Raw genomic sequence first — 26332 nt, forward strand, 5'->3', positions numbered from 1 at the left:
CGCGCTTACCTCGGCCTTCTGCAGCATGGCGCGCTGCTTGGTTAAGATAAAGCCCACTCTTCGATATGCCTACTTGATGCCTCCATTCCAACGTACGTCCCTGCTCAAAAGAATATTCGCTAGCAAGATCACGCTTCTGCTGATTGCCTGCAATGTCGCGGTGTACGGCGTGGCGGGATTTTTAGACTCGCGCGCGTTCGAGAGCCTGAGCCAAACCTCGTTCCTGATCGATTGGGGCGGCAACGTACCGGCCTTGACCTTGTCCGGGGAATACTGGCGCCTGTTCACCAGCATGTTCCTGCACATCGGCTTCCTGCACCTGGCAATCAACATGCTGGCGCTGTGGTCGCTGGGGATCATCCTGGAGGCGCGCATGCGTTCCGGGGTGTTCCTGGGCGTGTATCTGCTGTCGGGCCTATGTGGCAGCCTGGTCACCGCGTTATGGCATCGCGACGAGTTTTTCCTGAGCTGCGGGGCGTCTGGCGCAATCCTGGGCATTTTCGGGGCCGCGATCGTTTACGGCTTGCATGACCGGCGTATGGGCCGGCCCCACATCCCGCCCGGCAATCTGCTGTTCAGCCTGGTGCTGACCTTCGGCGCGGGCTTCGCGTTCGACGTCGACAACGCGGCGCACCTGGGCGGCTTGCTGTCGGGAGCGCTGCTCGCGGGCATCGCGCTGTATGCCGAGCGCTTGCGGCCCGTAACGGCGGCGGTGGTCCTGGCCGCGACGGGCACGCTCAGCGCCGTGGCGCTGGCCGCGGTGACGCTCGGCAATCATGACCGCGGCATGCAGGAACAGCTTGCCGCCGCGCAGTTTGGGCGCACGCTGGGAAAAATGGGATTGCTGGGCTCGGATCAGGCGCTATGGAAAGCGCCGTCGCTGGATGAGTGCATTGCCGGCGCGTTGTCCGCCGCTGTGCGCGACGGATCGCAAACGTCGGATCTGCGAGGTTGCGCGAAACCCGGCGACAGGGATCTAGCCTTGTTGGCGAGGTTCATGCCGCAGCAATACGAACGCTGCCATGCGCAGATCGCAGGGTTGCGGAAACTCTACCCGGCTGCCGCTGCGCAGGAGGCGTTGACCGCGGCAGACCAGTACTGCGAACTTCAGACTCGGCTCTATGGCGCGGTCTTTCAAAAAGACGCCGCTGAGCTCGATCCTGAAAAGGCGCGCCAGACACGTTTGAAGATGAACTTCCTGCTCGACACGAGGGGAATGTACCGGACCGATTCAGCGCAATTGCGGGCGCAGGCAGCGGCCTTGAAGGCGATACTCCGGCGGCCAGGTGAACTCGCGCTGGCGGTCATCAGCCGGTCTGGTTGCCCCTATTGGAGTTGCGAGCGCTAGCGCCTGCGATCAGGGGCATACGCAAACGCAGCAATAAACGGGAGGACAAGGCGCATTCGCATTCGTAGGATGCAGGCATCATTCATGCCTGGAGCAGACGCCCATGTCTTTATCTCTTGCTGGAAAAGTGGCTTTGGTCACGGGCGCGTCCTCGGGTATCGGGCGCGCCGTGGCGTTGCGCCTGGCCGCCGAGGGCGCGGCGCTGGTGCTGACGGCCAGACGCCGTGATCTGCTGGAGCGGGTGGCCGATGAGATCAGGAGCGCCGGCGGGCGGGCCTGCGTTGCTGCGGGAGATGTCGCCTTGCCGGACACGCACAGACTGGCGGTGCAGTACGCCCAGCGCGAGTTCGGCGGCCTGGACATCGCGATAAACAATGCCGGCACCATCGGGCCCTTCAAGCCGCTTGCGGAAGTTGCCCTGGAAGAATGGGAGCATACGCTGAGCGTCAATCTCACGGCGGCGTTCCTGGGCGCGCGCCATCAGATTCCGGCCATGCTGGAGCGGGGCGGCGGCGCGCTGGTCTTCGTGTCCAGTTTTGTGGGGACGAGCGTCGGCCTGCCCGGCATGACGGCCTACGGCACGTCCAAAGCCGCGCTGATGGGCTTGGTCAAGGGCATTACTGCGGACTATGCCGCGCAAGGCATCCGCGCCAATGCGCTCTTGCCTGGCGGTGTGGACACCGAGATGGCCGGGAGCCAGGAGCAGAAGGACTGGGCGGCCGGCCTGCATGCCATGAAGCGGATTGCGCGCGCCGATGAAATCGCCTCGGCGGCGCTGTTCCTGGCCAGCCCGATGGCAAGCTTCGTGACCGGGTCCGCGCTCTATGCGGATGGCGGCAACTCCGCCGTGAAGTGAGCGCACCGTCCAGGCTCAATCGCGCAAGACGGGTGCGCCGTCGGCAATCGCCTGTCGGCGCGAGTACATCTCCAGGGCTTCCTCGGCATTGACGCCCAACGGCCCCAGAACGGCATCCAGCGCCTTGGCATTGCGGGCAAGCTGATCGCGGCCGGGCAGTTCACCGTTGACCGCCATGATGACGCGATTGCCCGTTTGCAGATTGAAGAATTCTCCGAACACCGCGGCATAGGTCGCCGATTCGCGTGCATAGAGCTGGCTCTCGGTGAAGGTGTTCGCCACCGCCACGCCGCCCGGCGCGAGGATGCCGCGCACGTGTTGCAGGAATTCCAGCGTCATCAGATGTTCGGGGATGTAGTCGACGTCGAACGCGTCCAGCATCACCATGTCGTATTGCAGGCCGTCGCGATGGGCGCGTTCGATGTAGGCGCGGCCATCTTCCAGGAAGAGGCGTTGCGCGGGGCCTTCCTGGTAACCGAAGTAGCGCGCCGCGACCTTGCCCACGGCGGGATCGATTTCCACGGTATCGATGACGGTATCGGGCAGGAGCGCGGCCAGGGTCTTTTGCAGTGTGGCGCCGCCCAATCCGACGATCAGGATGTTGCGCGGCTTGGGATTGATGTAGAGCGCGGTCATCATCATGCGCGTGTAGGAAAACACCAGCTGCCCGGGATGCTCGAGGCTCATGCAGGTCTGGCGGCCGACGTCGTGGATGGAGTTGAAGTTCATGCAGCGCTCGCCGTTTTCCTCGAACACGAGCAGTTTGCCGAACTGCGAATCTTCGCTGTGGATCAGCTTGGGGCCGCCCGTACCTCGCAGCAGCACCAAGGCGGCGCCGGCGATGACGAGGACGAGAATGGCGCGGAGGGCAACACGGAGCATTTGGCGGCAAGCAACAGGTAGGGGACGCGTCATCGTATCGTGGGCCGGGTCCACCGCGCGGACGCTGGCGTGAATCCCCTGGCGGCAAGACGCCGGCGGCGTCGCGACGGCAGGAATCAACGATCGGTTTTATTGAAAGACTCGTTCGATATATTTCATTTCCTTAAATGCTCGGCTCTCCTTAGAATTTCGCTCGAAACGGGGCGCATAGATTCCCGTCCGGTAAATCAGAGGAGACCTGCATGTTCTACGATCCCGTCCCCAGGATTCAAGCCAGCGTATACGCCCGGCTGCCCGACGAGCTGAAGTGGCAGGGCCAGGACCTGAACGAGTGGGTCGCTGGCCAGCCGCAGGGCAATCCGCCGCGCTCGTTGCTGGAAGGGCCGTCCTTCGGGCCAGACGGCCTGCTGTATTGCGTGGACGTCATCAACGGCCGCATCCTGCGGGTCGATGCGCGTGGCGAATTCGAGCCGCTCGTACAGTACGACGGCTGGCCCAACGGCCTGAAGTTCCATCGCGACGGCCGCATCTTCATCGCCGACTACAAGCACGGCATCATGCAGTTCGACCTCGAGCGCCGCGAGGTGCGCCCGGTGCTCGAGCGCTACAACATCGAGCGCTTCAAGGGCGTGAACGACCTGTTCTTCTCGCAGGCGGGGGATCTCTATTTCACCGACCAGGGCATGACCGGCTGGCAGGATCCGACTGGCCGCCTGTTCCGCCTGCGGCCGGACGGCAAGCTGGACTGCCTGCTTGATTGCATACCCAGCCCCAACGGCCTGGTGATGGATCTGGACGAGCACGCGCTGTATGTGGCGGCGACGCGGGCCAACGCGATCTGGAAGGTGCCGCTGCTGCGCAACGGCCAGGTCGGCAAGGTGGGCACGTTCATCCAGATGTCGGGCGGCGGGGGCCCGGATGGCCTGGCGCTGGATGCGAAGGGCGGACTGTGCATTGCCCACGTGGGTCTGGGCACCGTCTGGTGCATGGATCCGTTGGGCCAGCCGGCTTTGCGCATCCAGTCTCCCGAGGGGCTGCACACCACCAACCTGGCCTTCGGGGGAGCCGCGGGCCGCACGCTTTACATCACCGAGTCCAGTTCGGCCAGCATCCTGCGCGTCGAACTCGATGTAGCGGGCAAGCCGATGTACCTGCCGGCGCCGGCCGCGCAGGCGCTCTGACTACCACATACCCCAACTACCAAAAGGACGGAACAGATGGATCAGGCAATTGTGCTGGGCGCGGGCACCATGGGGGCCGACGTCGCCGCCGGTTTTCATGCGGCCGGCTGGCGTGTATGGCTGGTGGAGCCCGACGCGGCGGCGCGCGCGGCGGCCACGCGGCGCGTGAACGCCTCCAGCGAAATGATCGGCGGCCAGGCGGACGCCGGGCGCATCGTCACCAGCGCAACCATGGAAGAAATCGACTGGAGCGATACCCGCATCGTGGTCGAGTGCGTGCCCGAACTGCTGGAAACCAAGCGTGCCGTATTCGCTCGCCTGGAACAGCTGGCGCCCGCTTCGATTCCCTTGACCAGCAATTCGTCGAGCTTTCCCATCAGCGCCATCGGCGAGGGCTTGCAGACCCGCGCACGCATGGTGGGTCTGCATTACTTCATGCCGGCCCATCTGGTGCCCGCCGTGGAAGTGATACGCGGAGAGGCTACCGATGAAGCCATGGCCCAGGAAGTCAGCCGCATCATGCGCGATACCGGCAAGAAGCCGGTGCAGGTCAAGCGCGACGTGCCGGGGTTTCTTGCCAACCGCATCCAGCATGCGCTGATGCGCGAGGCGATCGCGCTGGTCGAGGAAGGCTTCGCGTCCGCCGAGGACGTGGACACTGCCGTGCGCTACGGGTTCGGATTCCGCTACATCGCGGCCGGCCCGCTGCTGCAGAAGGATCTGGCCGGCATCGACATCCATTGCGCGGCGGCCGCGACGATGTATCCGCACCTGCGTACGGACGACAGGCCCAGCGCGCTCATGCGCGAGCTGGTCGAGCAGGGCAACATAGGCGTCAAGTCGCCTTCCCTGAAGGGCTTCTATCAATGGACGCCGGACCGCGTCGCCCAGGAGCAGCGGCGCTACCAGGTCGCCTTGGGCAAGGCCATGCAGATCCTGAAGGATGAAGAGGCGCTGGCCTGACGCAGACTGTCGCGGAGCGGCAGGGCTTCGAACTTGCGGATGTCGGGGTTCTTTAGCCGCCGAGGCTGCCCTGCGCCATTCCGATGCTCGCCCCGGCGGGGCTGCGCTTCGGATGGCTCCGGGGTCCTCGGCTGCCAGTCGCCTAATGCGTTGGTTTCAGCCGCCGTTCATGGGCAGATGCCGTGAGCCGGTCCGGGCGGAGGGATCCGAAGCGCAGCCCCGCCGGGGCGAGCATCGGAACCCCGCAGTTCGGACGCCGGCGGCTCAAGAACCCTGCCGCACAAAAGAACCCAGCCTCACGAAGCCGAAGCGGCAGGGCTTCGAGCTCGCGGATGTGAGGGTTCTTTAGCCGCCGAGGCTGCCCTGCGTCATTCCGATGCTCGCCCCGGCGGGGCTGCGCTTCGGATGGCTCCGGGGTCCTCGGCTGCCAGTCGCCTAATGCGTTGGTTTCAGCCGCCGTTCATGGGCAGATGCCGTGAGCCGGTGGCCGGGCGGAGGGATCCGAAGCGCAGCCCCGCCGGGGCGAGCATCGGAACCCCGCAGTCCGGACGCCGGCGGCTTAAGAACCCTGCCGCACAAAAAAACCCAGCCTCACAAAACCGAGGCGGCAGGGCTTCGAGCTCGCGGATGTCAGGGTTCTTTAGCCGCCGAGGCTGCCCTGCGCCATTCCGATGCTCGTCCCGGCGGGGCTGCGCTTCGGATGGCTCCGGGGTCCTCGGCTGCCAGTCGCCTAATGCGTTGGTTTCAGCCGCCGTTCATGGGCAGATGCCGTGAGGCGGTGGCCGGACGGAGGGATCCGAAGCGCAGCCCCACCGGGGCGAGCATCGGAATCCCGCAGTCCGGACGCCGGCGGCTCAAGAACTCTACTTCACCAAACCGAAGTGCAGCCCGGATTTTCCTCATCCATACGTCCTAGGACTTTCACGGATTTTTTTGACAGAACATAAATTTTTTTCTCTTTTCGCAGGCGGGAGTTTGCGAACATGCGCCTAGAGCTTTCAAGCCATAAGAACGCATCGGGAGACAAAAATGTTCTGTAAGAATGCCGCGCGCAAGCGCATTCACATCGCCGCGGCCGCCTTCATCGCGGCTGCTGCTTTCACCGTTCCTGGCCATGCATCCGCGCAGGCCGCCGACAGCTATCCGAACAAGCCCATCCGCCTGATCATCCCGTATCCGCCTGGCGGCGCGACCGACGTGATCGGACGCATCGTAGGCCAGCGCCTGAGCGAGCAGATCGGCGGCCAGGTCGTGATCGAGAACCGCGGCGGCGCAGGCGGCAATATCGGTGCGGCGGAAGTGGCGCGCGCGCAACCTGATGGCTATACCTTGCTGATGGGGGCGCTGACTTCGCATTCGGTCATGGCGACCCTGGAGAAGGACACCATCCCCTACGACCTGCGCAAGGACTTCGCGCCCGCCGGGGTGGTCGGCTTTGTGCCGCTGGTGGCCGTGGTCAATCCCAAGCTGCCCATCAAATCGCTGGCCGATCTGGTGAGCTACGCGAAGGCGAATCCCGGAAAACTCAATTTCGCCTCGTCGGGCGCGGGCGCGCCGCAGCGCATGGCGATGGAACTCTTCAAGCAGATCGCGGGCGTCAACATCGTGCACGTGGCCTATCGCGGCAGCGGCCCGGCCATGACGGACCTGGTCGGCGGCCAGGTGGAGACGATGACCGAGACGGTGCCCGCCGCGATCTCCTTCATCAAGTCCGGCCAGTTGCGTCCGCTGGCCGTGCTGACGCCGCAGCGCGTCTCGATGTTGCCGGACATTCCCACCGCCGAGGAACAAGGCTTCAGCGGCTTCAACGTCAGTTCGCTCTTTGGCGTGATGGCGCCGGCCGGCACGCCGGCTCCCATCGTCGCCAAGATCAACAAGGCGCTGACCACGGCGCTGGCCAAGGACGATGCCAAGGCCCAGCTGCTGCAGCAAGGCGTCTATGCCGACGCGCTCGACGTCGAAGCCTCCAAGGCGCGCCTGAACGCCGAAATCGAGCAGTGGGCCAAGGTCATCCGCGACGGCGGCATCACCGTAAATTAACTGGAAGCAGCTTGAACAAGATGAGCAAGAAAAACACCGAGGCGTCGCAGGGCGAGGCCGGCGGCCTGCGCAAAGGCCTCACCAGCTACGGCGACAGCGGCTTTTCGCTGTTCCTGCGCAAGGCCTTCATCAAGGGCGCCGGCTACACGGACGGCGCGCTGGACCGGCCGGTGATCGGCATCGCCAACACGGGCAGCGCCTACAACCCCTGCCACGGCAACGCGCCGCAGCTGCTGGAAGCCGTGAAGCGCGGCATCATGTTCGCGGGCGGCCTGCCGATGGATTTCCCGACCATCTCCATCCACGAGAGCTTTTCCTTTCCCACCAGCATGTACCTGCGCAACCTCATGTCCATGGACACCGAGGAGCTGATACGCGCGCAGCCCATGGACGCGGTGGTGCTGATAGGCGGATGCGACAAGACCGTGCCCGCCCAGCTCATGGGCGCCGCGTCGGCGGACATACCGGCGATCCAGCTTGTGACGGGATCGATGCTGACGGGGTCGCACCGTTCAGAACGGGTGGGCGCATGCACGGATTGCCGCCGGTACTGGGGCAAGTACCGCGCCGAGGAGATCGACAGCCAGGAGATCGCCGACGTCAACAACCAGCTCGTCGCCAGCGTGGGCACCTGTTCGGTCATGGGTACGGCAAGCACCATGGCCTGTATTGCCGAAGCGCTGGGCATGACCGTGCCTGGCGGCGCTACGCCGCCCGCCGTCACGGCTGACCGGATGCGCATTGCTGAACTCACGGGCGCGCAGGCCGTCGAGATCGCCAGGCAGCGCCTGTCGGTCTCGAAGATCCTGACCGCGGATTCCTTCGAGAATGCCATGCGCGTGCTGCTGGCCATCGGCGGGTCCACCAACGGCATCATCCACCTGACCGCCATCGCCGGCCGACTGGGGCTGGACCTGGATCTGCAGGCGCTGGACCGCATGGGGCGCGAGACGCCCGTGCTGGTGGACCTGAAGCCTTCGGGCCAGCATTACATGGAAGACTTCCACAAAGCGGGCGGCATGGCCACGCTGCTGCGCGAACTCAAGCCGCTGTTGAAGCTCGACGCGCTGACCGTGACCGGCAGGACGCTGGGCGAGGAGATCGAACGCGCGGGGCCGGGGTTCCCGCAAAGCGTGGTCAAGACGCGGCAGAACCCGATCTATCCACAGGGCGGCATAGCCGTCCTTTCGGGCAACCTGGCCCCCGAAGGCGCCATCATCAAGCAGTCATCCGCCGATGCCGGGCTGATGGAACACGAAGGCCGGGCCGTGGTGTTCGAGAACGCCGAGGACCTGGCGGGCCGCATCGATGCCGCGGACCTGGACGTCACGCCGCAGGACATATTGGTGCTGAAGAACATCGGGCCCAAGGGCGCGCCCGGCATGCCGGAGGCGGGCTATATCCCGATCCCCAAGAAGCTGGCGTCGCAGGGGGTGAAGGACATCATCCGGATCTCTGACGGCCGCATGAGCGGCACCGCCTTTGGCACCATCGTGCTGCATGTCACGCCGGAAGCGGCCATAGGCGGGCCGCTGGCCTATGTCAGGAACGGCGACCGCATACGCCTGAGCGTGAGCCGGCGCGAGATCTCCCTGCTGGTGTCGGACGAAGAACTCGACCGCCGCCGCCGCGAGCAGCCGGTCACGCCGCCCACGGCCGAGCGCGGCTACAAGAAGCTCTTCCTCGATACGGTGACCCAGGCCGACAAGGGCGTGGATTTCGACTTCCTACGCGGCGTGCCGGGCAAGTCGAAGTAGGGCTACGGCGTTGCCCGGCGTGCTTCCATGTTGCCGAAGAGGGTCCGGGCATCCTGGGATATCGACGCGGCCATCTTGGCGTGATGGCCGCGGGTATTCCAGATCAGGCCGTTCCTGCGCACGGGCGCACGGTTGGGCAGCGGGATGCGCGCCACGTCGAGCGACTTCCACATGGACGACCAGTCCGGAATCAGCGCAACGCCCAGGCCTTCATGCACCAGCGCGACGATGGCGAGCAGGCCGTCAATCTCCAGCCGCTGCTTGGGCCAGATCTGGTGGTCGCGCAGATAGCGGTCGGCCAGCTGGCCGCCGTAGATGTTGCGGTCGTAGCGTATGAAGGGTTGGGTCGAGAGCAGGGTGTGGGCGTCCTGGTCCGCAAGATGGGACGGCGCGACGACGACCAGCGGCTCTTCCATGAACGGCTGCCAGAGACAGCTCTTGGGCACCGCGAACTGTGGTTCCACCACGATGGCGGCGTCGAGTTCGCCGTTGACCACCTTGCCGCACAGGTCTATGGAGCCGCCGGGCGTGACGAAGACGGAGGCGTCCGGATGCTTGCGGTACAGCGATTTCAGTATCGGCGGCAACACGTTCGTCAATGCGGACACGAAACAGCCGATGCGGAATTCGCCCGGCTGGTCGCCGTCGATGGCCATGGCGCGCAGATCGCGGATGTTGCGGATGGCCGCCTTGGTGCCTTCGAGGATACGCATGCCGCTCTCGGTGGGCCGGACCGAACGCCCCGAGCGCTTGACCAGCGCCACGCCCAGGTCCATCTCCAGCGCCTTGATGCGCGCGGCGATGGCGGCCGAGGTCAGATCGAGCTTGCGCGCCGCTTCGGCGAATGAACCGGCTTCGACGACTGCGACGAAGCTCTGCATGCACTTGATGTCCATGATGCGATGGGCCTATTGCCCTGAAAGGAGAAACTTCAGGTTGAAGATCGCACGAACCGCTACGAACCCGGCTGCGATGGCTGCAGGCTTATCGCGCCAATTTTCCGTATGTTATAGCGTCGAGGTTGAAATCCATGATCGAGCATGAACTGGCCCAAGCGCGCCAGGCAGCAGCAAATGTCTCCGGCAAGGGGGACGGCAAGTTTCCCCCTCTGCTCAAGGTAGGGGTTTTTCCCGAGTCGGTGGAAGCGCAGTTCCGCTCGAGGTTCACGTTGATCGACGAGGCGGCGCTGCAAAACGATCCTGCGCAGGCCGATGCGATCGGCGGCATCGTCACGCGCTCGAACTACCGGATTTCCGCCGAGCTGATGGATCGCTTGCCGGGGCTGCGCATCATCGCCACCAACGGCGTCGGCTACGACGGCATCGCGCTGGACCGCGCGCGTGAGAAGAACATCGTCGTGACCAACACGCCGGACGTGTTGAACAAGGCCGTGGCTGAATTGGCGGTGGGGTTGTTGCTCGCCTTGCTGCGCCAGTTGCCTGCGGCCGACAGCTTCGTGCGCACGGGCGCATGGGAGGCCTCGCCCTTTCCGTTGGGGGCGAGCCTGGCGGGCAGGAAGGTCGGCATCGTCGGTTTAGGGCGCATCGGCAAAGAGATCGTCCGGCGGCTCGTGCCGTTCGAAGTGGACCTCAGCTACTTCGGCCGCACGCCCCAGGATACGCCGTGGCGGCATTTTGATTCTCTGCCTGCCATGGCTCGCCATGTGGACGTGCTGGTCCTGTCATGTCCCGGCGGGGCGGCAACGCGCCACATCGTCGACGCCGCCGTGTTGAGTGCGCTGGGGCCGGAGGGGGTGGTCGTCAACGTCGCCCGCGGCTCGGTGATCAATGAGGCCGACCTGTGCCATGCGTTGGCCAACGGCATCATCCAGGGGGCCGCGCTCGACGTGTTCGAAAGCGAGCCGCTGGGCGAGAGCCCCCTGCGGCGCCTGTCGAACGTGATCCTGGCGCCCCATATCGGCAGCGCCACGCACGAGACGCGCCGCCAGATGGCGGAGCTGGCGATGCGGAACCTGGTGTCGTTCTTTACGACGGGGAGGGCGGTTACGCCAGTGGCGTAGCCGGACGTCGGGCTACCCGCTAGAACCACACTGTCGCAATCAGCAGCGCGCAGCCCGCCGTGGCTGTGGCTGCCATGATGGCGGCCAGGCGCAAGGCGATCTTGCGTTCCTTGCGGCCGACGTTGGGGTTGCCGACGTTGGCGGACCGCAGTTGTTCCCAGGTCGACGCGGCTCCCGCTTCGCGGCTTTGCAGGGCCGACGCGGCGTTCGCCGTGGAGCGGGAAATGCGGGTGAGCCGCAGCGCCGGATAGGCCAGCAGCAGCCCGGCCAGGAACAAGGCGCAGGCGCTGATTGCGCCTGCCGTGAAGGCCGAGCTGTCGCGCGCCGCGAACAGGATTAGGGATGCCGCCAGGCCGATGAGGTTCAGGCCGGCCAAGGCTTTCAGCGCCTGGACTCCCCAGGGGCCGGTGGCTTCCTCGGTGAAGTCTCCGACCGAGCGCCAGTAGGCGGCGTCGTTGGATGCGGCCTGGAAAAAGAAGGCGAGATCTCTCAGGAGCACCTCGCCTTGCCTGTCATCGGGGCTGGTGTCTCCATGCCATTGGGTGGCGAACTTCCTGCTTCGATCAGCGTCCGCGTGATGCGCGCGGGCCCAGTTTTCAGCCAAGCCTATCGCGGCTTCGACGGTAAGCGCCTCTGCGGGTCTGGCACTGTCTTTCATATTTAGCGTCCCCATATATGGGACATTGTACTAGGCCTGAGTGGACGCTACCTTGATGCAAGGCACACCCCGCGCGGATCAAGGCAAGGCGGCGCCGGGATGGGGTGCTGTCCGGGAAAAACAGACTTCGAGCAAGCTGTTGCTGCGCAGTTTGAGGGTGACGTCCGTACGCTGCCCGCCCGGCGTAGTGGCGGCGAAGAAACCAAGGGCCAGCGCGCCGAACCAGGCGGGAAGAAAGCTGGCCAGATCCCAGCCCGACACGCTGGCGTTATAGGGTTGCTTGACCGTCCGCACGGTCAGCCCATGTTCGCGGCACAGCGCCTGCAGCGCTGCCGCGGTTTCGTCGATGTCGACGATGTTCTCCAGAAAGAACGGCTCCTGGACTCGCATCAATCTGGCAAGTTCGCCTGCAGGCAGGCGGTTCTGGAAGTAGGTGCGTACCGTGGACATGTGGCGGGTTCCTGGTGAGCGCAAATCGTCATGCACCGGCTTGGGGGGCGGAAAGCGCCGGGCCAGCATAGTCTATGCCAGATCCACCCGCTGTTACGGTCCCGATTCATCGCCTCTGTGTCTGGTGGGCCGCGCGCCGGCCCCGCACACTTCCCGGGTCGCCGCGCAGTCCGCGTGGCCTGAGAGGACGTTCCATGCGCTACCGTTATGTCACCGCCGATGTGTTCACCAGCCAAGCGTACGGCGGCAATCCGCTGGCGGTCGTGTTCGACGCCCAGGGCCTGAGCACGGCGCAGATGCAACGCATCGCGCGCGAATTCAACTATTCCGAAACCAGCTTTGTGCTGCCGCCGCGGGATCCTGCCCATACGGCCTGGGTGCGCATCTTCACGCCCGACCGCGAGGTGCCGTTCGCCGGACATCCCAATGTGGGCACGGCCGTGGTGCTGGCGCGCGAAATGGCTGCCTCGGGCCTGACCGTGCCGGATGCCTTCGCGTTTGAGGAGGAGGCGGGACTGGTGCGCATTGCGCTGCGCCCAGGCGCAAACGGCGCGGCGGGTGCGGAACTGCTTGCGCCGCAACCGCTGTCGCGCGCCAGCGAGGCGCCGGCCGCCGCGGTTGCGCGGGCCTTGAGCCTGGAGCCTGCGGACATCGATACCTCCACGCATGCGCCGCAGGTGGCGTCGGTAGGCCTGATCTTCCTGGTGGTGCAATTGGCCAGCCGCGACGCCTTGCGCCGGGCCGTGCCAGATCCGGCGGGCTACGCGGCCCTGCTGCCGCTGGACGGCGCAAAGTCCATCTATGCCTACACCACTGACACGGGGGCGGGCGGGGCGGATGTCCAGGCCCGCATGTTCACCGGTCGCATGACGGAAGACCCCGCGACCGGCAGCGCTACGGCGGCCATGACGGCCTTGCGCACGGCCCTGCGCGGCGCCGGCGCAATGCGCCTGAGGGTGGAGCAGGGCGTGGACATGGGACGCGCCAGCGTGCTGCTGGCTCACGCCGAACCGCGCGCCGATGGCGTATGGGCGGGCGTGGCGGGCGAGGCCGTGGTGGTCATGGAAGGCACGCTGGAGGCGCCTGACGCGTCCTGACGTTGGCTGCGCTTCGCCGCCTCGTGTATGCTTGCCCTCATGAACGCAAAGCATTTCGCGCCAATGTCTGGCGCAGCCTACCGACGAATCACTCGACGCTTACGTTGAGTGGCTGGTCACGTCCCGGCGCCAAACCATCGGCGCCATATCCTGAAAGCCACGATACCTCTCGTGGCTTTTCTGTTTCTGGCTGGTCCCGCTGTCGAGGCGTATCGCAAGGCTTTCGTTGCCATCCTTGAAGGAACGAAGCATGAGTGCGCAAGACCTCGCCATCCGGCCCTACCATTCGACCGACGAAGCGGCCATCATCCAGCTGTGGCATGACTGCGGCCTGACCCGCCCATGGAACGACCCGCGCAAGGATATTGCGCGCAAGCTTGCGGTGCAGGCGGACTTGTTTCTGGTGGGAGAGGCGGACGGCGCGATCGTCGCGACGCTGATGGGCGGCTATGACGGCCATCGCGCCTGGATCAATTACCTGGCGGTATCGCCCGCGCATCAGCGCCGCGGTCATGCCACCGCACTGATGCAGGCGGTGGAGCGCCGGCTGCTGGAAATGGGTTGCCCCAAGATCAATCTGCTGATCCGGTCGGGCAATATTGCGGTGAAGGACTTCTACGCGACCCTGGGCTTTCAGCAGGACGAGGTCATCAGCCTGGGCAAGCGCCTGATTCCGGACCTTTGACGGATCCCGATCAGACGCTTGCGGATGGCGATCAGATCGCCACGGTCAGGTACACCGCTTCGCGACCCACGATGGGCATGCGCGTGGGCATGAAGATGGTGCAGTCGTCGCAGGGCGAACGGATTTCCTCGGTGCCGTTCATGGCGATGAGTTCACCCTTGGCGAAGGTTTCGAAGCCGATCACCGGACGGGTAAAGGTGAAGTCCTCGGACTTCACCATATGCACTTCGAGCAGGCGGTAGCGCTGCGGCGCGGGCGGGGGCGGCGTGCCGGCAGGCATGTCGATCAGGCCCGTGTGCGCGAGGAAGCGCAGCGTGACGTCGGTGGCCAGGTCGGCGGCGGATTGCGCGAAGTGCTGGCCGCATTCGACCACCAGCGAGCCGCTGCTGTCGGAGTGCGGATCGCCGTGGCGGCCGTAGCCCATGACGCCAGTGCCGGGGAAGAGGTCGGGCGGCATCACCAGATGTACCTGCGGCACGCCGACGGCGCTGGCCAGCGCCGTGTTGCGGTCCATCTCGGTGTAGACCCAGAAGGGTTGCACCGGCGCACGCGTGGAATGGATGTCCAGCACGAAGTCGGCGGCGTCCAGCACCGGCCGCAGCTCGCGGGCGCGGCGCAGTTCGGGGCTGTCTTCCGGGCCGTCCAGCATGGCTGCGGACCAGATGCGGTTCAGGTTGTGGACGAGCTGGCGGTTCTCGTAGGGGTTCTCGATATCGAAGGCTTCATAGGCTTCGACGTGCGCGAAGCTGACGGTGAGCGTGCCGATCTTGGGGCGCACGCCCGAGTCCAGCAGATGGGTCGCAGCCACCATGCCGCAGATTTCGTTGCCGTGCGTGATGGCGTTGATCAGCACATGCGGGCCGGGACGGCCCGACTCGAACCGGTGCACGTAGGGGATGCCGACATTGCCCTCGCGATAGGCCGAGAGATCGCGCGGCAGGACTTCGAGCGGGGCGGTGTCGGGTTCGAAAGCGGGATTTTTCATGGGAGTAAGGCCTATTCAGGACGGATGCCGGCGCGGTCGATCAGGTCTTTGTACAACGCCAGGCGCTCGGACATCATGGCGGTGAACTGTTGCGGAGTCTGGTTCTCGGGGGGCAGCGCGCCGGCCTTTTCCAGGGATTGCGGCATGCCGTCCTCGGTGGCGGCGGTGCGCACGGCGGCCAGCAGCTTCTGGACGATGTCGGGCGGCGTGCCTGCGGGCGCGGCCAGGCCGATCCACGACATGGAATTGAGCACGGGGTAACCCAGTTCCTCGAAGGTCGGCACGTCGGGCAGGGAGTCCAGGCGTTTTGGCGCGGCCACCGCCAGCGCGCGCATCTTGCCGACCTGGATGTGGGGCAGGAAGGGCGCGAGGTTGTCCAGCGCGAACTGCGCCTGGTCGGACAGCAGCGCGTTGATCAGCGGCGCGCCGCCGCGATAGGGCACGTGCACGGCCTGCAGCTGCAGGGTGTTCTTCAGCAGTTCGGCGTTGAGCTGGCCCATGCTGCCGATGCCTGCGGTGGCATAGTGCAATTGGTCGGGGCGCGCCTTCAGCAGCGCCACGAACTCCGCCAGGTTGCGGGCCGGCACGGCGGCATTGGTCACCAGCACATTGGGCGTGCGCGACAGCTGCGAGATCGAGACGAAGTCCTTGATCGGGTCGTAGCCCAGGTCATTGCGCATCAGCGGGTTGGCCAGGTGCGAGCTTTGCGAGGACGCGACCAGCGTGTAGCCGTCCGGCGCGGCGCGCGCGACGCGCTTGCTGCCGATGGCGCCGCCCGCGCCGTCGCGGTTCTCGATGATGACGCTGGTACCCAGCGCCTTGCCCAGGGCGTCCGCGTACAGTCGGCCGATCAGGTCGACGGAGCCGCCCGCAGGGAAGGGGACGACCAGCGTGATGGGGCGCGAAGGATAGGCGTCGGCGCGCGCGGCCAGCGGCAGCAAGGCGGCGCCCAGACCGGCCAGGATCAGGCTGCGGCGGATCGAGGACGGTCCCTGCGATTGATGCTTCATGGAATTCTCTTGTGGTGACTGCGGGTTTGGTCTAATTTGCAATGAAGATTGCAGGCAGCAATATAAGATGCAATGTGTATTGTGAAATTTGGGGTTATCACCTAGGGCCATGCAAGGATGAACCTGCACCAACGTATTGCCGGCTACGGCCGCAAGCTCAGCAAGAGCGAACAATTGCTGGTCGAGGAGATGCAGGCGCGCTATCCGCAAAGCCTGCTGGAATCGGCGACGGCGCTGGCCAGGCAGGTCGGCACCAGCGCTTCCACCGTGGTGCGCCTGTTGGCCAAGCTCGGCTACGAAAGCTACGCGCAGGCCCAGGTGGAGGCGCGCACGGAAGTGACGGCGCGCCTGGCCTCGCCCGGCGAGCGCGCGGACGCGGTGGGCTCGGACAAACCGTCGGCGCGCGCCTGCCTGCATAACGCCTTGCTGCATGACCAGCACAACCTGAAGGAGACCTACGCGTCGATCGACGTGGCCGCCTTCGAGGCTGCCGTCCGACTGCTGACGCAGCGCAAGGGGCGGGTGCATGTGCTGGGGCTACGCCAGGCCGCGCCGCTGGCCAGCCACGTGGCGCTGTACTTGAACCTGTGCCTGCCTTCGGTCAAGCCCATGGTCGCCGCCGGTCCGCTGTTCCTGGAAGACCAACTGCTCTGGATCGACGAGGCCGACGTGCTGCTGGCGTTTACCTTCAGGCGCTATTCGGTTGCCGCGGCCAAGGCGGTGCAGTATTTCCGGCAGCGAGGCGGCAAGGTGATTCTGATCACCGATTCGGCGTCGGCGCCCGCCGCGGCCTCGGCACACCACGTGCTGATAGCGCGCAGTTCCAGCGCGTCGCCATTCGATTCCTACACTGCGGCCTTTTCCGTCTGCAATGCCTTGCTGGCGGCGGTTGCGCAGCGCAGCAAACAGGCCTTGGGCGCGGCTCTGGAGCGCGGCGAAGGCTTGTGGGACGCGCAATGGATACGTCCGCCGGGCGGCTGAAAGATGCTGCTCGCACCGTTCTTGCGGCGAGCGCGAAAGGCCAGGATTTGGACCGATTTTCGGCCATTTGGATGAGCTTCAAGATGCGTTCGCACTACCTGCTCTAGTACTTCATAACTCCTTGAAAACATTACTTTTCAAGCCAAAAATTTTTTGGCATATTGCGGCCGGGAAAAACAATTTCGAGGAGCAAGGAATGGGCGCGTGGCCACAGCGTCATATTGATGGATTCGAGGTGGAATGTCAGGTCATCCGGCTGGATACCGGCATGTTGGCGATCGAGGTAGCGGTGTGCCGGAGGGTGGAAGGCGAATTCGAGCGGCGTTGGTCGCTGCCGCGTTTCGTGACCTTCGAGGATCCCGGGACGGCAAGACGCCACGCCGAACTGGTGCTGTCGGGCATCGTGTCGGTGGACGAAGCCACGGGCGAACCGCGCTACGGCATCCTGTAGCGGCGGGCCGGACCCGCAGCGGCAGGCAGGGTTTTGTTTCTTTTCACACAATCGCGTGCTTTGCGCTGGCGGATTTGCCCGGTACATTGGTGTAGGGTGACAACAACAAAGGAGAGTTCCATGTTTGATACTTTTCCTGTCTTGCGTCGTGTCGGCCTGGCCGCCGCGGCGATCGGCGTGGCCGGCCTGATGTTCACGGGTTGCACCACCAACAGTTCCAAGTCAGAGGCCACCGCGACCGAACAGCGCCAATCGTTGAACAGTGCGGCCGACGCCACCTTGGGCAAGCTCTATCAAGCGTCGCCGCAGTCCAGGGAACTGGTCGCCCGCGCCCGAGGCGTGCTGATTTTTCCTGATGTGTTGAGCGGCAGCTTCATCATCGGGGCCGAGCATGGCAAGGGCGTGCTGCGCGTGGGCAGTTCCACCGCCGGCTACTACAGCACCACGGCGGGTTCCGTCGGCTTCCAGGCGGGGGCGCAGTCCAAGGCGATGGTGCTGTTGTTCATGACGGATGAGGCGCTTGCCAAGTTCCGCAACAGCAGCGGCTGGACCGTGGGCGCCGATGCGACGGTTGCGGTTGTCAATGTGGGCGCCAACGGCCGCATCGACACCAACACGGCACAACAACCCATCGTCGGCTTCGTGATGAACAACGGCGGCCTGATGGCAGGCGTGTCCCTGGCCGGTACCAAGATCTCCAAACTGAATCTTTGAACGGGCCTGCCAAGCAAAACGCCGCGGATGTTCTCCGCGGCGTTTTTGTTTGGCGCGTCTGCCGGCGCTTCAGCCCATGAGCGTGTCGCCGTTGTTGCGCACCGAGCTCTCGCGCTGCATTTCGGCAGCTTCGATGTCCGGGTCCAGGCCGCGCCAGCGTCTGATCCGGCCGCGATCCTGCTCGGGCTCCCAGCCGAGCAGGCCGTAGCGCGTGATTTCGGTTTGACCCGTTTCGAATTCCACTTCGAAGTAGCCCTGACGATCGGGTAGCGTGCCGCCGGGGAACCAGTCGGTTTCAGGCATGGTGTTCTCCTTGCTAGGCGATGGGAGGGGCGCCGGCGCGGGGCGCGGCGCTTTCATTGTGGAGGGGCGCCACGGATCCCGCAAGTTGCCGCCGCGGGCTTCACGCGAGCGGGACGGCGGTGGTGTACAGCACCTGCTTCAAGGCGAAGCTGGAACGGATGCTGGCGACGCCCGGGATGCGGGTGATGTGTTCGACGATCAGCCGCTCCAGCGCGTCCACGTCAGGCACCAGGGCGCGTATCAGGTAGTCGGCGTCGCCCGACATGAGGTAGCACTCCATGATTTCCGGCAGGACCGCGATTTCGCGTTCGAACACGTCCAGCGCCGCCTTGCGCTGCTTGTCCAGCGAGATCTGGATGAATACGTTGACCTTCAGGCCCAGCTTGCGCGCGTTGAGCAGCGTGACGCGGCGGTCGATCAGGCCCTCGGTTTCGAGCCGGCGCACGCGCGCCAGACAGGGAGAGGCAGACAGGTTCACGCGCGCGGCGAGTTCGACATTGGTCAGCCGCGCATCGCGCTGGAGTTCGTTGAGGATACGGATGTCGGTGGCATCCAGGTTGATTTCCGGCATAAGTCACCCAGTTACGGTCATTCAGCAATTCATCTGTGCTGAGTATGACGGGTATCTCCCTTGAATGCAGTGAAATATGCTGGGGTTAACCCTATAGACTATTCCATCGTTTGGCAATTGTGCCAAAGCGCGGAATATTCAAGCAGTAGATTGGGCAGTAATGAGTCAGCAGAGCACGTTGGGCAGGTTTTTGCCGCTGGTCGGTGCGGTCGCCATCTGGGGCGGCAATTGGCCCGTCATGAAGCTGGGGCTGACGCACATGAGCCCGCTGTGGCTGGCCGCCAGCCGGTTCGGCTCGGCCGCGCTGATCAGCGCGCTGGTGCTGGGCATGCTGGGCCGCCTGCGCCTGCCGACGCGGCAGGAAATGCCGCTGGTGGCGGGTGTGGCGCTGCTGCAGATGGGGGCGTTCACGGCGCTGGCGCTATGGGCGATGCAATACGTGGCGCCGGGACGCGCGTCCGTGATCGCCTACGCCACTTCCATCTGGGTGATTCCGCTGTCCTCGCTGATCCTGAAGGAGCGCCTGTCGATGGCGCAATGGCTGGCGACGGGGCTGAGCTATGCCGGCATCGCCGTCATCGTCGCGCCCGCGTTCAGCCCTTGGCAGGCGCACACCGTGGTCGGCCTGGCCATGTTGCTGGGTGCGTCCTTTGCGTGGGCCTGCAATATCATCCAGCTGCGCGGCTACCGGCATATCCGCCTGGGCGCGGACATGATTCCCTGGCAGACCGCCATCGCGGCGCTGCCGCTGGCCGCGCTGGCGTGGATGCGCGATGGCGCGCCCGTTTTCCTGGCGCAGCCCGAGGCATGGCCCGTGATCCTGTACACCGGTCCGCTGGCTACCGCGCTGACCTTCATCGTGGTGCTGGGCATGACGCAGAAGATGCCGCCGGTGGCGACCTCGATCGCCATGCTGTGCGTGCCGGTGATCGGGCTGGTCGTGTCGTCGCTGGTGTTCCAGGAGCGCATCTCGGCCGACCTGGCGCTGGGCTTGGCCCTGATCGGCGCCAGCGTGGCGGCGTCGGCGGCGGCGACGCGCCTGAAGCGGCCGCTGGCGCTGCGGGCTTCTTAGCCCGTCAGTACGCCGCAGGCGTGAAACCGGCCATCGGCGCGTTCTAGAATGTCGAGCGCCGGAACCGTTCCGGCTTCTCTTGCAGGCGTGCGGCGGGTATGGATTCCTTATATGTGCTGGTCGCGGCGGGCGCCATGGCCGCCGGTTTCGTGCAGGGCCTCTCGGGCTTCGGCTTCGGCATGGTGGCCATGTCGTTCTGGGCCTGGACGATAGATCCCAAACTCGCTGCTGCGATGGTGGTGTTCGGCTCGCTGACCGGCCAGTTGCTGGCCGCGTTCACGATGCGCCGCGGATTCACGATGGCGCACCTGCTGCCCTTCGTGGCGGGCGGATTGCTGGGGATTCCGCTGGGCGTCAAGCTGCTGCCCTATCTGGATCCGCTGATGTTCAAGGCGCTGGTCGGCGGACTGCTGGCGGTCTGGTGTCCGGTGATGCTGTTCGCGACGCGCTTGCCGCCTATCACGGCGGGTGGACGATGGGCCGACGGCGTGGTGGGAGCGATGGGCGGCGTCATGGGCGGCATAGGCGGCTTCACCGGCGTCATTCCGACTTTGTGGTGCACCTTGCGTCGCTTTGACCGCGACGTGCAGCGCGCGGTGATCCAGAACTTCAACCTGTCGATGTTGGTCGTGACGATGGCGAGCTATGTCTACACCGGCGTGGTGACGCGCGACATGCTGCCGCTCTTTGCGGTGATCGTGCCGGCGATGTTGGTGCCGACCTTGTGGGGCACGCGCGTCTACGTGGGCATCAGCGACGTTGCGTTTCGCCGCATCGTGCTGGGCCTGCTGACCGTTTCGGGCGTGGCGCTGCTGGCGTCGTCCTTGCCCAAGCTGCTTGCCTAGCGACTTTTACAGGTCGCCAGGGCGGGGCATGGCAACATGCTATCGTTGGGTATTCAAGAGAGAATCACCGCATGGCATTGCACCGTTTCGAGAAAGGCGAGTTGGGACATTGGCTGCGCATCGTGGCCGACAATTGCGAGCGCGGCGCTGCCCAGACTGAAGTGCCCGCCCACGTGGCGCAGGCGCTGGAGACGTTGCGTTGCATTGCAGCCGACGCCGACGGCCGCTGGCTGATCACCGAGAAGGGCAAGCTCGCCCTGCGCATGGAAGAGCCGGGCGCCATCCATTTGCGCTAACCCGCAAAATCCAATTATGTCGACAGCAGGCGCGGCCCGGGGCCGCCCTCCGCGTTTCGCCGCGTCTTGACCGTTTGGCGCGGGGATTTCCACACAATTTGCGAATGTTTTCGCAGTATTTCGCGAGTTCGCGACCAATAGGGCCGTGCTACGGGAATTTCCTGAGACGGAATGCGCGATTTGGCTGCTTTTCGACGTATCGCGACCCACGAGTCGCCAGTAAGATGAACTTGCGTGACGTTTGCAGGTCTATTCATTTGCGCGGGGATTCTGCCCCCGCAACGTCACGCGTGGTTCACGCGTTTAGGTAACCGACTGGGAGGTAGCACATGCAGCATCGTGACCAGGAAGTTCTGATCGACGTTTCCACAGCGGCCATGGATACCGGCGGATATGGCGTACTGCTGACGGTTACGGCCGAGGGCGGCACCGAAGTGGATGCCGCGTTTTCCCACTTGGGCAACTGCGCTTCGTTGGACGAAGCACGCGATCGCGCGGAAGTATTCGCGCAGAACTGGGTAGAGGAAAACATCTTCCGATAGGGCGCCACGCCCTGGACGGAGCTGATCGGCGGGACCGGTCTGTGTGAGCATGACGCTTCGGAGAATACTCAAAGGTTTGCGACGAAAATTTCGGTTATCGTTGCTGCTCCAAAATCTGGGGCCCTCATTGGGTATGCGCCGTTCCAAGATGACTGCCGCACAGACCAACTCTTCACTTGCGGAACACATCCGCGCATTCCGCGACCATTTTGATTCCGTTGTCCTGCCCCTTTGGATGGGGCAGGGTTTCAATGGCGCGCTGGGTCTGCCTTATGAATCGCTGGACGCGGCGACGGGCGTCGCGCTGCCGGTCGAGCGCTACCGCGCCATGGCTTGCGCGCGCCAGCTCTACGTTTTTTCGGAAGCGCCGGGCGACGCTGCGGGCGCGCATGCAGATGTGCTGTTCGAATCGCTGCGGCGCGTATTCCGCGACGAGCTTCACGGAGGCTGGCGCTATAGCGTGGACGCCGCGGCGCATCCGCTCGATGACACGCAGGACCTGTACACCCACGCGTTCATCGTGCTGGCCTGCGCCGCCTATTTCCGCCGCAGCCGCAATGCCGATGCGCGCAAGCTCATGCTGTCGACTTCCTCGACCATCGAGGCGCGCTTCAAGACCGCCGACGGGCTGTATCACGCGGCGCTCAGCGCCGACCTGAGCCAGCCTCTGCGCGCGCCCGCGCAGAATCCCATGATGCATCTGACCGAGGCCTACCTGGCCGCAGCCCAGGTCGCGGAGCCGGCGCTGTACGCGCAGCGCCTGCGCGGCCTGGCGCAAGGCATCAGCCATTTCTTCGTGCATGCGGCCTCGCAGTGCATCGCGGAAGAGCGGCAAGGCTCGGCCGGCAACCGGCTGGAGCCCGGGCATCAGTTCGAGTGGCTGTCGCTGGTGCAAGGCTCGGCCGACGTTTTCGACGGCCTGGAGCTGACGGAGTCGCTGCCGCGCGCTGTGCGCTGGTCGCGCCGCCATGGTGTGGACGCGGGCGGAGTGGTGGCGTCGCTGGACGAGTCCGGCGCCGTGATCGACGATACGCGCCGGATCTGGGCGCAGACCGAGTACCTGCGGGTGCTCGGCGTGCTGGGCGACCTGCCCGCGCTGGAGGCCGGCCTGGCCATGTTCCGCGCGCGTTTCCTGCACCCCGGCGGCTGGTACGAATGCCTGGACGCGGAAGGAGCGGTGGTGCGCAAGGACATGCCGTCGACCTCTCCGTATCACCTGGCAACCTGCCTGGCGGCCCTGCCCACTGTTGTTTAATTGTGGCGTTAACAATATTTTTTGGATTTAGGGGCCTGATTCGATAGAAAAGTATTGGTGGAATCCCTTACAATTTAGTTACTAAAATTGTAGGGAAGCACCAATGAGCGTTATGTGCCTGGCTTGCCAACGCATTAACCCCGGGCTTGCAGGCGTTGCGCCGCATGCCCATCTGGGACACCAGGGGTTCACCAATCCCACGCAGAAAGGCCGTGAAGAAAGCCGTGAAGACCATTTCCGCTGCCTGAATTGCGGCGCGAAATGGCTGCGCGAGACCGACAAATGGGGCGTGGACCTCGGGTTCAAGCTCGCACCCTGAGCATTTTCGACCGCGCCGGCAGCATGGCGCAGACCCCCGCAGCGGGCTCCAGATCGGGAGCCCGTTTTCATTTTGTAGTATTCCCGCGCCGGACGCCGGCAACCGGTTGTGTCCGCAGGCTAGGCGCTCAGGCTGGGCTGGCGGCGATTACGTCGGGATCCTGCCCGGCGGTTTCCAGCAGCCATCGCCGGAAACAAGCCAGCGCGTAATGGTCGCGGCGCTGGGCCGGGGCGCATAGATGGTAGCCACGGTCGATGCGGATGGGCAGGTTGGGAAACGGGGCCACCACGCGTCCGGCCTGCAGGTCGTCGCGGACCAGGCAGCGCTGCAGCACGGCGATGCCCATGTCGGCCATGACGGCGCGAACCAGGATGGAAACCTGGTCAAAGCCATTGGAAAGCTGGACCGAGGCGCGCGGCACGCCGGCGGCGGCCAGCCACTGCGCCCAGTTGTCCATGCCATTCGAGTGATACAGCAGCGGTTCCCCGAGCAGGCCGGCTGGCGTGTCCCAGAGTCCCTGCGCGCGCCGGGCCGCCAGACGGGCGGGGTGGCAGATCACGACCAACTCGCGCCCGATCACGTAGTCCACCTGCCAGCCCGGCCATTGCTCCGGCATGCCGGACAGGATGCTGGCATCGGGCGTCTCACCCGAAAAATCTTCGTTGCGGCGGTAGGCCGCGAAGCTGAGCTGGATATCCGGATGGCGCGCATGAAAGTCGGACAGGCGGGGCACCAGCCAGGCGCTGGCCAGCGTCGGCACCGTCGACAGCGTCAGGCGCAGGCGGCGGTCATTGGCGCGCAATCCGGCGCTGAGCGACTCGATCTGCTGCAGCGGGCCTAGCGTGCCGTCGTACAGGCGGCGTCCGGTTTCAGTCAGGGTCAGGCCATGGGCGTTGCGATGCATCAGCGGCTGGCCGAAATGCGCTTCCAGTCGGGAAATGGCGCGGCTGACGGCGCCCTGGGTGACGCACAAGACCTCCGCGGCGCGGGTGAAGCTGCCCAGGCGTGCCGCCGTCACGAAGGCGTGCAGTTCGGACATGGAGGGCGAGTGCAGTCGCATCTAGCATGACCATTGGTAATGAAGCCGTGCAATATAGTCGTTTGAAAGGGGATCGTAAAGTTCGGACACTGGCGGCCTTGTCGACTGACCTTCAACTTTCGGAGTCATCCCCCATGTCCCGCCGCCTCCTGGGCCGGTCCGCGCGCTTCGCGCTCGCCGGCATGTTCGCCACGTTGTCCTTTGCCGGCATCGCCCAAGCTGCCGACTATCCCGCCCGCCCCATCAAGCTGGTGGTGCCGTTCGCCGCTGGCGGTTCGACCGACATCGTGGCGCGCCTGGTGGCCGAGTACGCCGGCCGCGACCTGAAGCAGACCATCGTGGTCGAGAACAAGGCTGGCGCCGGCGGTTCCATGGGCATGGAGCAGGTGGCACGCGCCACGCCCGACGGCTACACCATCGGCATGGCCACGATGAGCACGCACGGCTCGAACCCGGCCGTGTTCCGCAAGATGAACTACGACCCGGTGAAGGACTTCGTGCCGGTGGCCAACGTGGTCGCCGTGCCCAGCATCTTCGCGATCAATCCGGGCTTGCCGGCCAAGAACATGGCCGAGTTCGTGGCCCTGGCCAAGAAACAGCCGGAGCGCTATAGCTTCGCCTCGCCGGGCGTGGGCTCGCTGGGCCATGTGAACATCGAGAACTTCATGATGCTGTCCGGCATCAAGCTGCTGCACGTGCCGTACCGCGGCGCGGGTCCGGCGTTGAATGACGTGATGGGCGGGCAGGTGGATGCTATCACCGACAACCTGTCCTCGACCCTGCCGCAGGTGCAGGGCGGCAAGCTGCGCGCGCTGGCCGTGCTGGGCGCCGAACGCTCGCCGCTGTTGCCCGACGTGCCGACCTACATCGAGCTGGGGTACCCCGACATGGGTACGGGCGGCTGGTTCGGCCTGGTGGCGCCCGCCGGCACCCCGCCGGCCGTGATCGAACGCCTGAACAAGGCGGTGCGCGCAGCCCAGGACGATCCGGAATTCCGCAAGAAGGCCGAGGAAGTGGGTGGTACGCTGGTGCGCACCACGCCCCAGGAATTCGAGGCGCAGATCCAGCAGGCCCTGGCGCGCTACGCCAAGGTCGCCAAGACTGCCAACATTCAGGCTGATTGACGATGACCCACGCCGACTTCGACGCTGTTTCCGTACACGAGCCCACGGGCCCGGCCTTGCCGCTGGTTTGCGATTCGCCGCATAGCGGCGAGCGCTATCCCGACGACTTCGGCGCCGCGGCCGCCCTGGCGCAATTGCGCCAGGGCGAGGACACGCACGTGGACGCGTTGTGGTCGGCGGCGCCGGCCCTGGGAGCGACGCTGATCGCCGCGAACTTTCCGCGCGTCTATATCGATCCCAACCGCACGCTGCAGGACCTGGACCCGGAGCTGCTGGCGCAACCCTGGCCCGAGCCGCTGGACCCGGGCGAGAAGACCCGCCTGGGCAAGGGTTTGATCTGGCGCAGGATGGACAGGTCCACGCCGATCTACGACCGCAAGCTCACGCTGGCCGAAGTGCGCCACCGCATCCAGGCGTATTACGAGCCCTACCACGCGGCGCTGTCGCAGGCGATCCAGCAGGTGCGGCAGCGTTTTGGCGCGGTCTGGCACCTGAACCTGCACTCCATGCCCAACGACGCCTATGAGCGCCTGGGCCGCAAGAGCGAGCATCCGCTGGCGGACTTTGTGCTGGGCGACCGCGACGGCACCACCTGCGAGCCGGAGTTCATCGCCCTGATCGAGACCGCTTTGCGCGGCAAGGGCTACACCGTGGCGCGCAACGACCCCTACAAAGGCGTGCAGTTGATCGCGCAGATCGGCCAGCCGGCCTTGAATCGGCACAGCTTGCAGGTGGAGATCCGCCGTCCGCTGTACATGGACGAAGCCACGCGCGAGCGCAACGCCGGCTTCGCGCCGCTGCAGGCGGACCTGTCCGACGTGCTGGCCCAGGTGGCGGCCTACGTGCGTGCGCGCCAGGCGGCGCTGGCTTAAGTTTTCCCGCGGCGGG

29 protein-coding genes are annotated in these 26332 nt (G+C 65.3%); 20 read left to right on the forward strand and 9 right to left on the reverse strand.

The window, feature by feature from the left end:
• The first annotated feature begins 37 nt into the window (after positions 1–37).
• Both IB259_RS00630 and IB259_RS00635 read left to right on the forward strand, forming a co-directional pair.
• The gene (locus IB259_RS00630) at positions 38–1348 is read left to right on the forward strand and encodes a rhomboid family intramembrane serine protease (protein WP_192327064.1); all 1311 of its coding nucleotides are present in this window, start codon (positions 38–40) and stop codon (positions 1346–1348) included.
• A 103-nt stretch (positions 1349–1451) separates the two neighbouring features.
• The gene (locus IB259_RS00635; protein WP_192327069.1) at positions 1452–2204 is read left to right on the forward strand and encodes an SDR family oxidoreductase; all 753 of its coding nucleotides are present in this window, start codon (positions 1452–1454) and stop codon (positions 2202–2204) included.
• Between the two features lie 15 nt (positions 2205–2219).
• On the opposite strand, the gene IB259_RS00640 is transcribed toward IB259_RS00635, so the two are convergent.
• A complete protein-coding gene (locus tag IB259_RS00640; RefSeq protein ID WP_192327072.1) occupies positions 2220–3086 on the reverse strand; it encodes a spermidine synthase in 867 nt (288 codons plus the stop codon).
• A gap of 242 nt (positions 3087–3328) precedes the next feature.
• Here IB259_RS00640 and IB259_RS00645 point away from each other — a divergent pair, with 242 nt between their 5' ends.
• The 4 genes from IB259_RS00645 (at position 3329) to IB259_RS00660 (ending at position 9027) form a co-directional block, all read left to right on the forward strand.
• Entirely contained in the window at positions 3329–4267 is a 939-nt protein-coding gene (locus tag IB259_RS00645) for an SMP-30/gluconolactonase/LRE family protein (RefSeq protein ID WP_119451632.1), read from the forward strand.
• 36 nt (positions 4268–4303) lie between these two features.
• Complete coding sequence (locus IB259_RS00650; protein ID WP_119451633.1) at positions 4304–5230, forward strand: 3-hydroxyacyl-CoA dehydrogenase family protein; 927 nt, start codon at positions 4304–4306, stop codon at positions 5228–5230.
• 1029 nt (positions 5231–6259) lie between these two features.
• Positions 6260–7270 (forward strand): tripartite tricarboxylate transporter substrate binding protein, encoded by a 1011-nt coding sequence (locus IB259_RS00655; protein WP_054458235.1) that lies wholly within the window; start codon positions 6260–6262, stop codon positions 7268–7270.
• Positions 7271–7290: 20 nt separating this feature from the next.
• Positions 7291–9027: an IlvD/Edd family dehydratase gene (locus tag IB259_RS00660; protein WP_054458304.1), complete on the forward strand. Its 1737-nt coding sequence runs from the start codon at positions 7291–7293 to the stop codon at positions 9025–9027.
• 2 nt (positions 9028–9029) lie between these two features.
• On the opposite strand, the gene IB259_RS00665 is transcribed toward IB259_RS00660, so the two are convergent.
• Complete coding sequence (locus IB259_RS00665) at positions 9030–9923, reverse strand: LysR family transcriptional regulator (RefSeq protein WP_054458234.1); 894 nt, start codon at positions 9921–9923, stop codon at positions 9030–9032.
• A 134-nt stretch (positions 9924–10057) separates the two neighbouring features.
• On the opposite strand from IB259_RS00665, the gene IB259_RS00670 reads away from it, so the two are divergent.
• On the forward strand, positions 10058–11047 hold the full coding sequence (locus IB259_RS00670) for a 2-hydroxyacid dehydrogenase (RefSeq protein WP_119451635.1): 990 nt from the start codon (positions 10058–10060) through the stop codon (positions 11045–11047).
• A gap of 19 nt (positions 11048–11066) precedes the next feature.
• On the opposite strand, the gene IB259_RS00675 is transcribed toward IB259_RS00670, so the two are convergent.
• A complete protein-coding gene (locus tag IB259_RS00675) occupies positions 11067–11705 on the reverse strand; it encodes a hypothetical protein (RefSeq protein WP_125471554.1) in 639 nt (212 codons plus the stop codon).
• A gap of 78 nt (positions 11706–11783) precedes the next feature.
• Positions 11784–12155, reverse strand: coding sequence for a hypothetical protein (locus IB259_RS00680; RefSeq protein ID WP_125471556.1), 372 nt, complete (start codon positions 12153–12155; stop codon positions 11784–11786).
• Positions 12156–12349: 194 nt separating this feature from the next.
• On the opposite strand from IB259_RS00680, the gene IB259_RS00685 reads away from it, so the two are divergent.
• Together IB259_RS00685 and IB259_RS00690 are read left to right on the forward strand one after the other, a co-directional pair.
• Positions 12350–13252 carry a PhzF family phenazine biosynthesis protein gene (locus tag IB259_RS00685; RefSeq protein ID WP_054458231.1) on the forward strand — a complete coding sequence of 301 codons (903 nt, stop codon included), beginning with the start codon at positions 12350–12352 and terminating at the stop codon, positions 13250–13252.
• Positions 13253–13502: 250 nt separating this feature from the next.
• The gene (locus IB259_RS00690) at positions 13503–13937 is read left to right on the forward strand and encodes a GNAT family acetyltransferase (protein WP_054458230.1); all 435 of its coding nucleotides are present in this window, start codon (positions 13503–13505) and stop codon (positions 13935–13937) included.
• A gap of 31 nt (positions 13938–13968) precedes the next feature.
• On the opposite strand, the gene IB259_RS00695 is transcribed toward IB259_RS00690, so the two are convergent.
• Positions 13969–14922: a succinylglutamate desuccinylase/aspartoacylase family protein gene (locus IB259_RS00695; protein WP_054458229.1), complete on the reverse strand. Its 954-nt coding sequence runs from the start codon at positions 14920–14922 to the stop codon at positions 13969–13971.
• 11 nt (positions 14923–14933) lie between these two features.
• Positions 14934–15932: a tripartite tricarboxylate transporter substrate binding protein gene (locus IB259_RS00700; RefSeq protein ID WP_054458228.1), complete on the reverse strand. Its 999-nt coding sequence runs from the start codon at positions 15930–15932 to the stop codon at positions 14934–14936.
• A 117-nt stretch (positions 15933–16049) separates the two neighbouring features.
• Between IB259_RS00700 and IB259_RS00705 the strand changes: the two genes are divergently transcribed.
• The 3 genes from IB259_RS00705 (at position 16050) to IB259_RS00715 (ending at position 18078) form a co-directional block, all read left to right on the forward strand.
• Positions 16050–16913 (forward strand): MurR/RpiR family transcriptional regulator, encoded by an 864-nt coding sequence (locus IB259_RS00705; protein ID WP_119451637.1) that lies wholly within the window; start codon positions 16050–16052, stop codon positions 16911–16913.
• A gap of 235 nt (positions 16914–17148) precedes the next feature.
• On the forward strand, positions 17149–17364 hold the full coding sequence (locus IB259_RS00710; protein WP_244958708.1) for a hypothetical protein: 216 nt from the start codon (positions 17149–17151) through the stop codon (positions 17362–17364).
• 120 nt (positions 17365–17484) lie between these two features.
• On the forward strand, positions 17485–18078 hold the full coding sequence (locus tag IB259_RS00715) for a YSC84-related protein (RefSeq protein ID WP_054458225.1): 594 nt from the start codon (positions 17485–17487) through the stop codon (positions 18076–18078).
• A gap of 69 nt (positions 18079–18147) precedes the next feature.
• On the opposite strand, the gene IB259_RS00720 is transcribed toward IB259_RS00715, so the two are convergent.
• Both IB259_RS00720 and IB259_RS00725 read right to left on the reverse strand, forming a co-directional pair.
• Entirely contained in the window at positions 18148–18381 is a 234-nt protein-coding gene (locus IB259_RS00720; protein ID WP_054458224.1) for a hypothetical protein, read from the reverse strand.
• A gap of 100 nt (positions 18382–18481) precedes the next feature.
• Complete coding sequence (locus IB259_RS00725; RefSeq protein ID WP_006226939.1) at positions 18482–18952, reverse strand: Lrp/AsnC family transcriptional regulator; 471 nt, start codon at positions 18950–18952, stop codon at positions 18482–18484.
• A 160-nt stretch (positions 18953–19112) separates the two neighbouring features.
• On the opposite strand from IB259_RS00725, the gene IB259_RS00730 reads away from it, so the two are divergent.
• The 6 genes from IB259_RS00730 (at position 19113) to IB259_RS00755 (ending at position 23281) form a co-directional block, all read left to right on the forward strand.
• Entirely contained in the window at positions 19113–20024 is a 912-nt protein-coding gene (locus IB259_RS00730; protein ID WP_192327075.1) for a DMT family transporter, read from the forward strand.
• A 98-nt stretch (positions 20025–20122) separates the two neighbouring features.
• Positions 20123–20869, forward strand: coding sequence for a sulfite exporter TauE/SafE family protein (locus IB259_RS00735; RefSeq protein ID WP_054458222.1), 747 nt, complete (start codon positions 20123–20125; stop codon positions 20867–20869).
• Positions 20870–20940: 71 nt separating this feature from the next.
• Positions 20941–21165, forward strand: coding sequence for a hypothetical protein (locus tag IB259_RS00740; RefSeq protein WP_192327078.1), 225 nt, complete (start codon positions 20941–20943; stop codon positions 21163–21165).
• Positions 21166–21494: 329 nt separating this feature from the next.
• Positions 21495–21707, forward strand: a complete 213-nt coding sequence (locus IB259_RS00745) for a hypothetical protein (RefSeq protein WP_008159938.1) — start codon at positions 21495–21497, stop codon at positions 21705–21707.
• 148 nt (positions 21708–21855) lie between these two features.
• Positions 21856–22962, forward strand: coding sequence for an AGE family epimerase/isomerase (locus tag IB259_RS00750; protein WP_192327081.1), 1107 nt, complete (start codon positions 21856–21858; stop codon positions 22960–22962).
• 103 nt (positions 22963–23065) lie between these two features.
• Complete coding sequence (locus IB259_RS00755) at positions 23066–23281, forward strand: hypothetical protein (RefSeq protein WP_042792993.1); 216 nt, start codon at positions 23066–23068, stop codon at positions 23279–23281.
• 127 nt (positions 23282–23408) lie between these two features.
• On the opposite strand, the gene IB259_RS00760 is transcribed toward IB259_RS00755, so the two are convergent.
• Positions 23409–24341, reverse strand: a complete 933-nt coding sequence (locus IB259_RS00760) for a LysR substrate-binding domain-containing protein (RefSeq protein WP_192327084.1) — start codon at positions 24339–24341, stop codon at positions 23409–23411.
• Positions 24342–24454: 113 nt separating this feature from the next.
• Here IB259_RS00760 and IB259_RS00765 point away from each other — a divergent pair, with 113 nt between their 5' ends.
• Both IB259_RS00765 and IB259_RS00770 read left to right on the forward strand, forming a co-directional pair.
• Entirely contained in the window at positions 24455–25444 is a 990-nt protein-coding gene (locus IB259_RS00765; RefSeq protein ID WP_054458219.1) for a tripartite tricarboxylate transporter substrate binding protein, read from the forward strand.
• A 2-nt stretch (positions 25445–25446) separates the two neighbouring features.
• Positions 25447–26316, forward strand: a complete 870-nt coding sequence (locus IB259_RS00770) for an N-formylglutamate amidohydrolase (protein WP_175160934.1) — start codon at positions 25447–25449, stop codon at positions 26314–26316.
• Positions 26317–26332 lie beyond the last annotated feature (16 nt).

It is taken from the genome of Achromobacter sp. ACM04 (assembly GCF_014851465.1).
Lineage (GTDB): Bacteria > Pseudomonadota > Gammaproteobacteria > Burkholderiales > Burkholderiaceae_B > Achromobacter > Achromobacter aegrifaciens.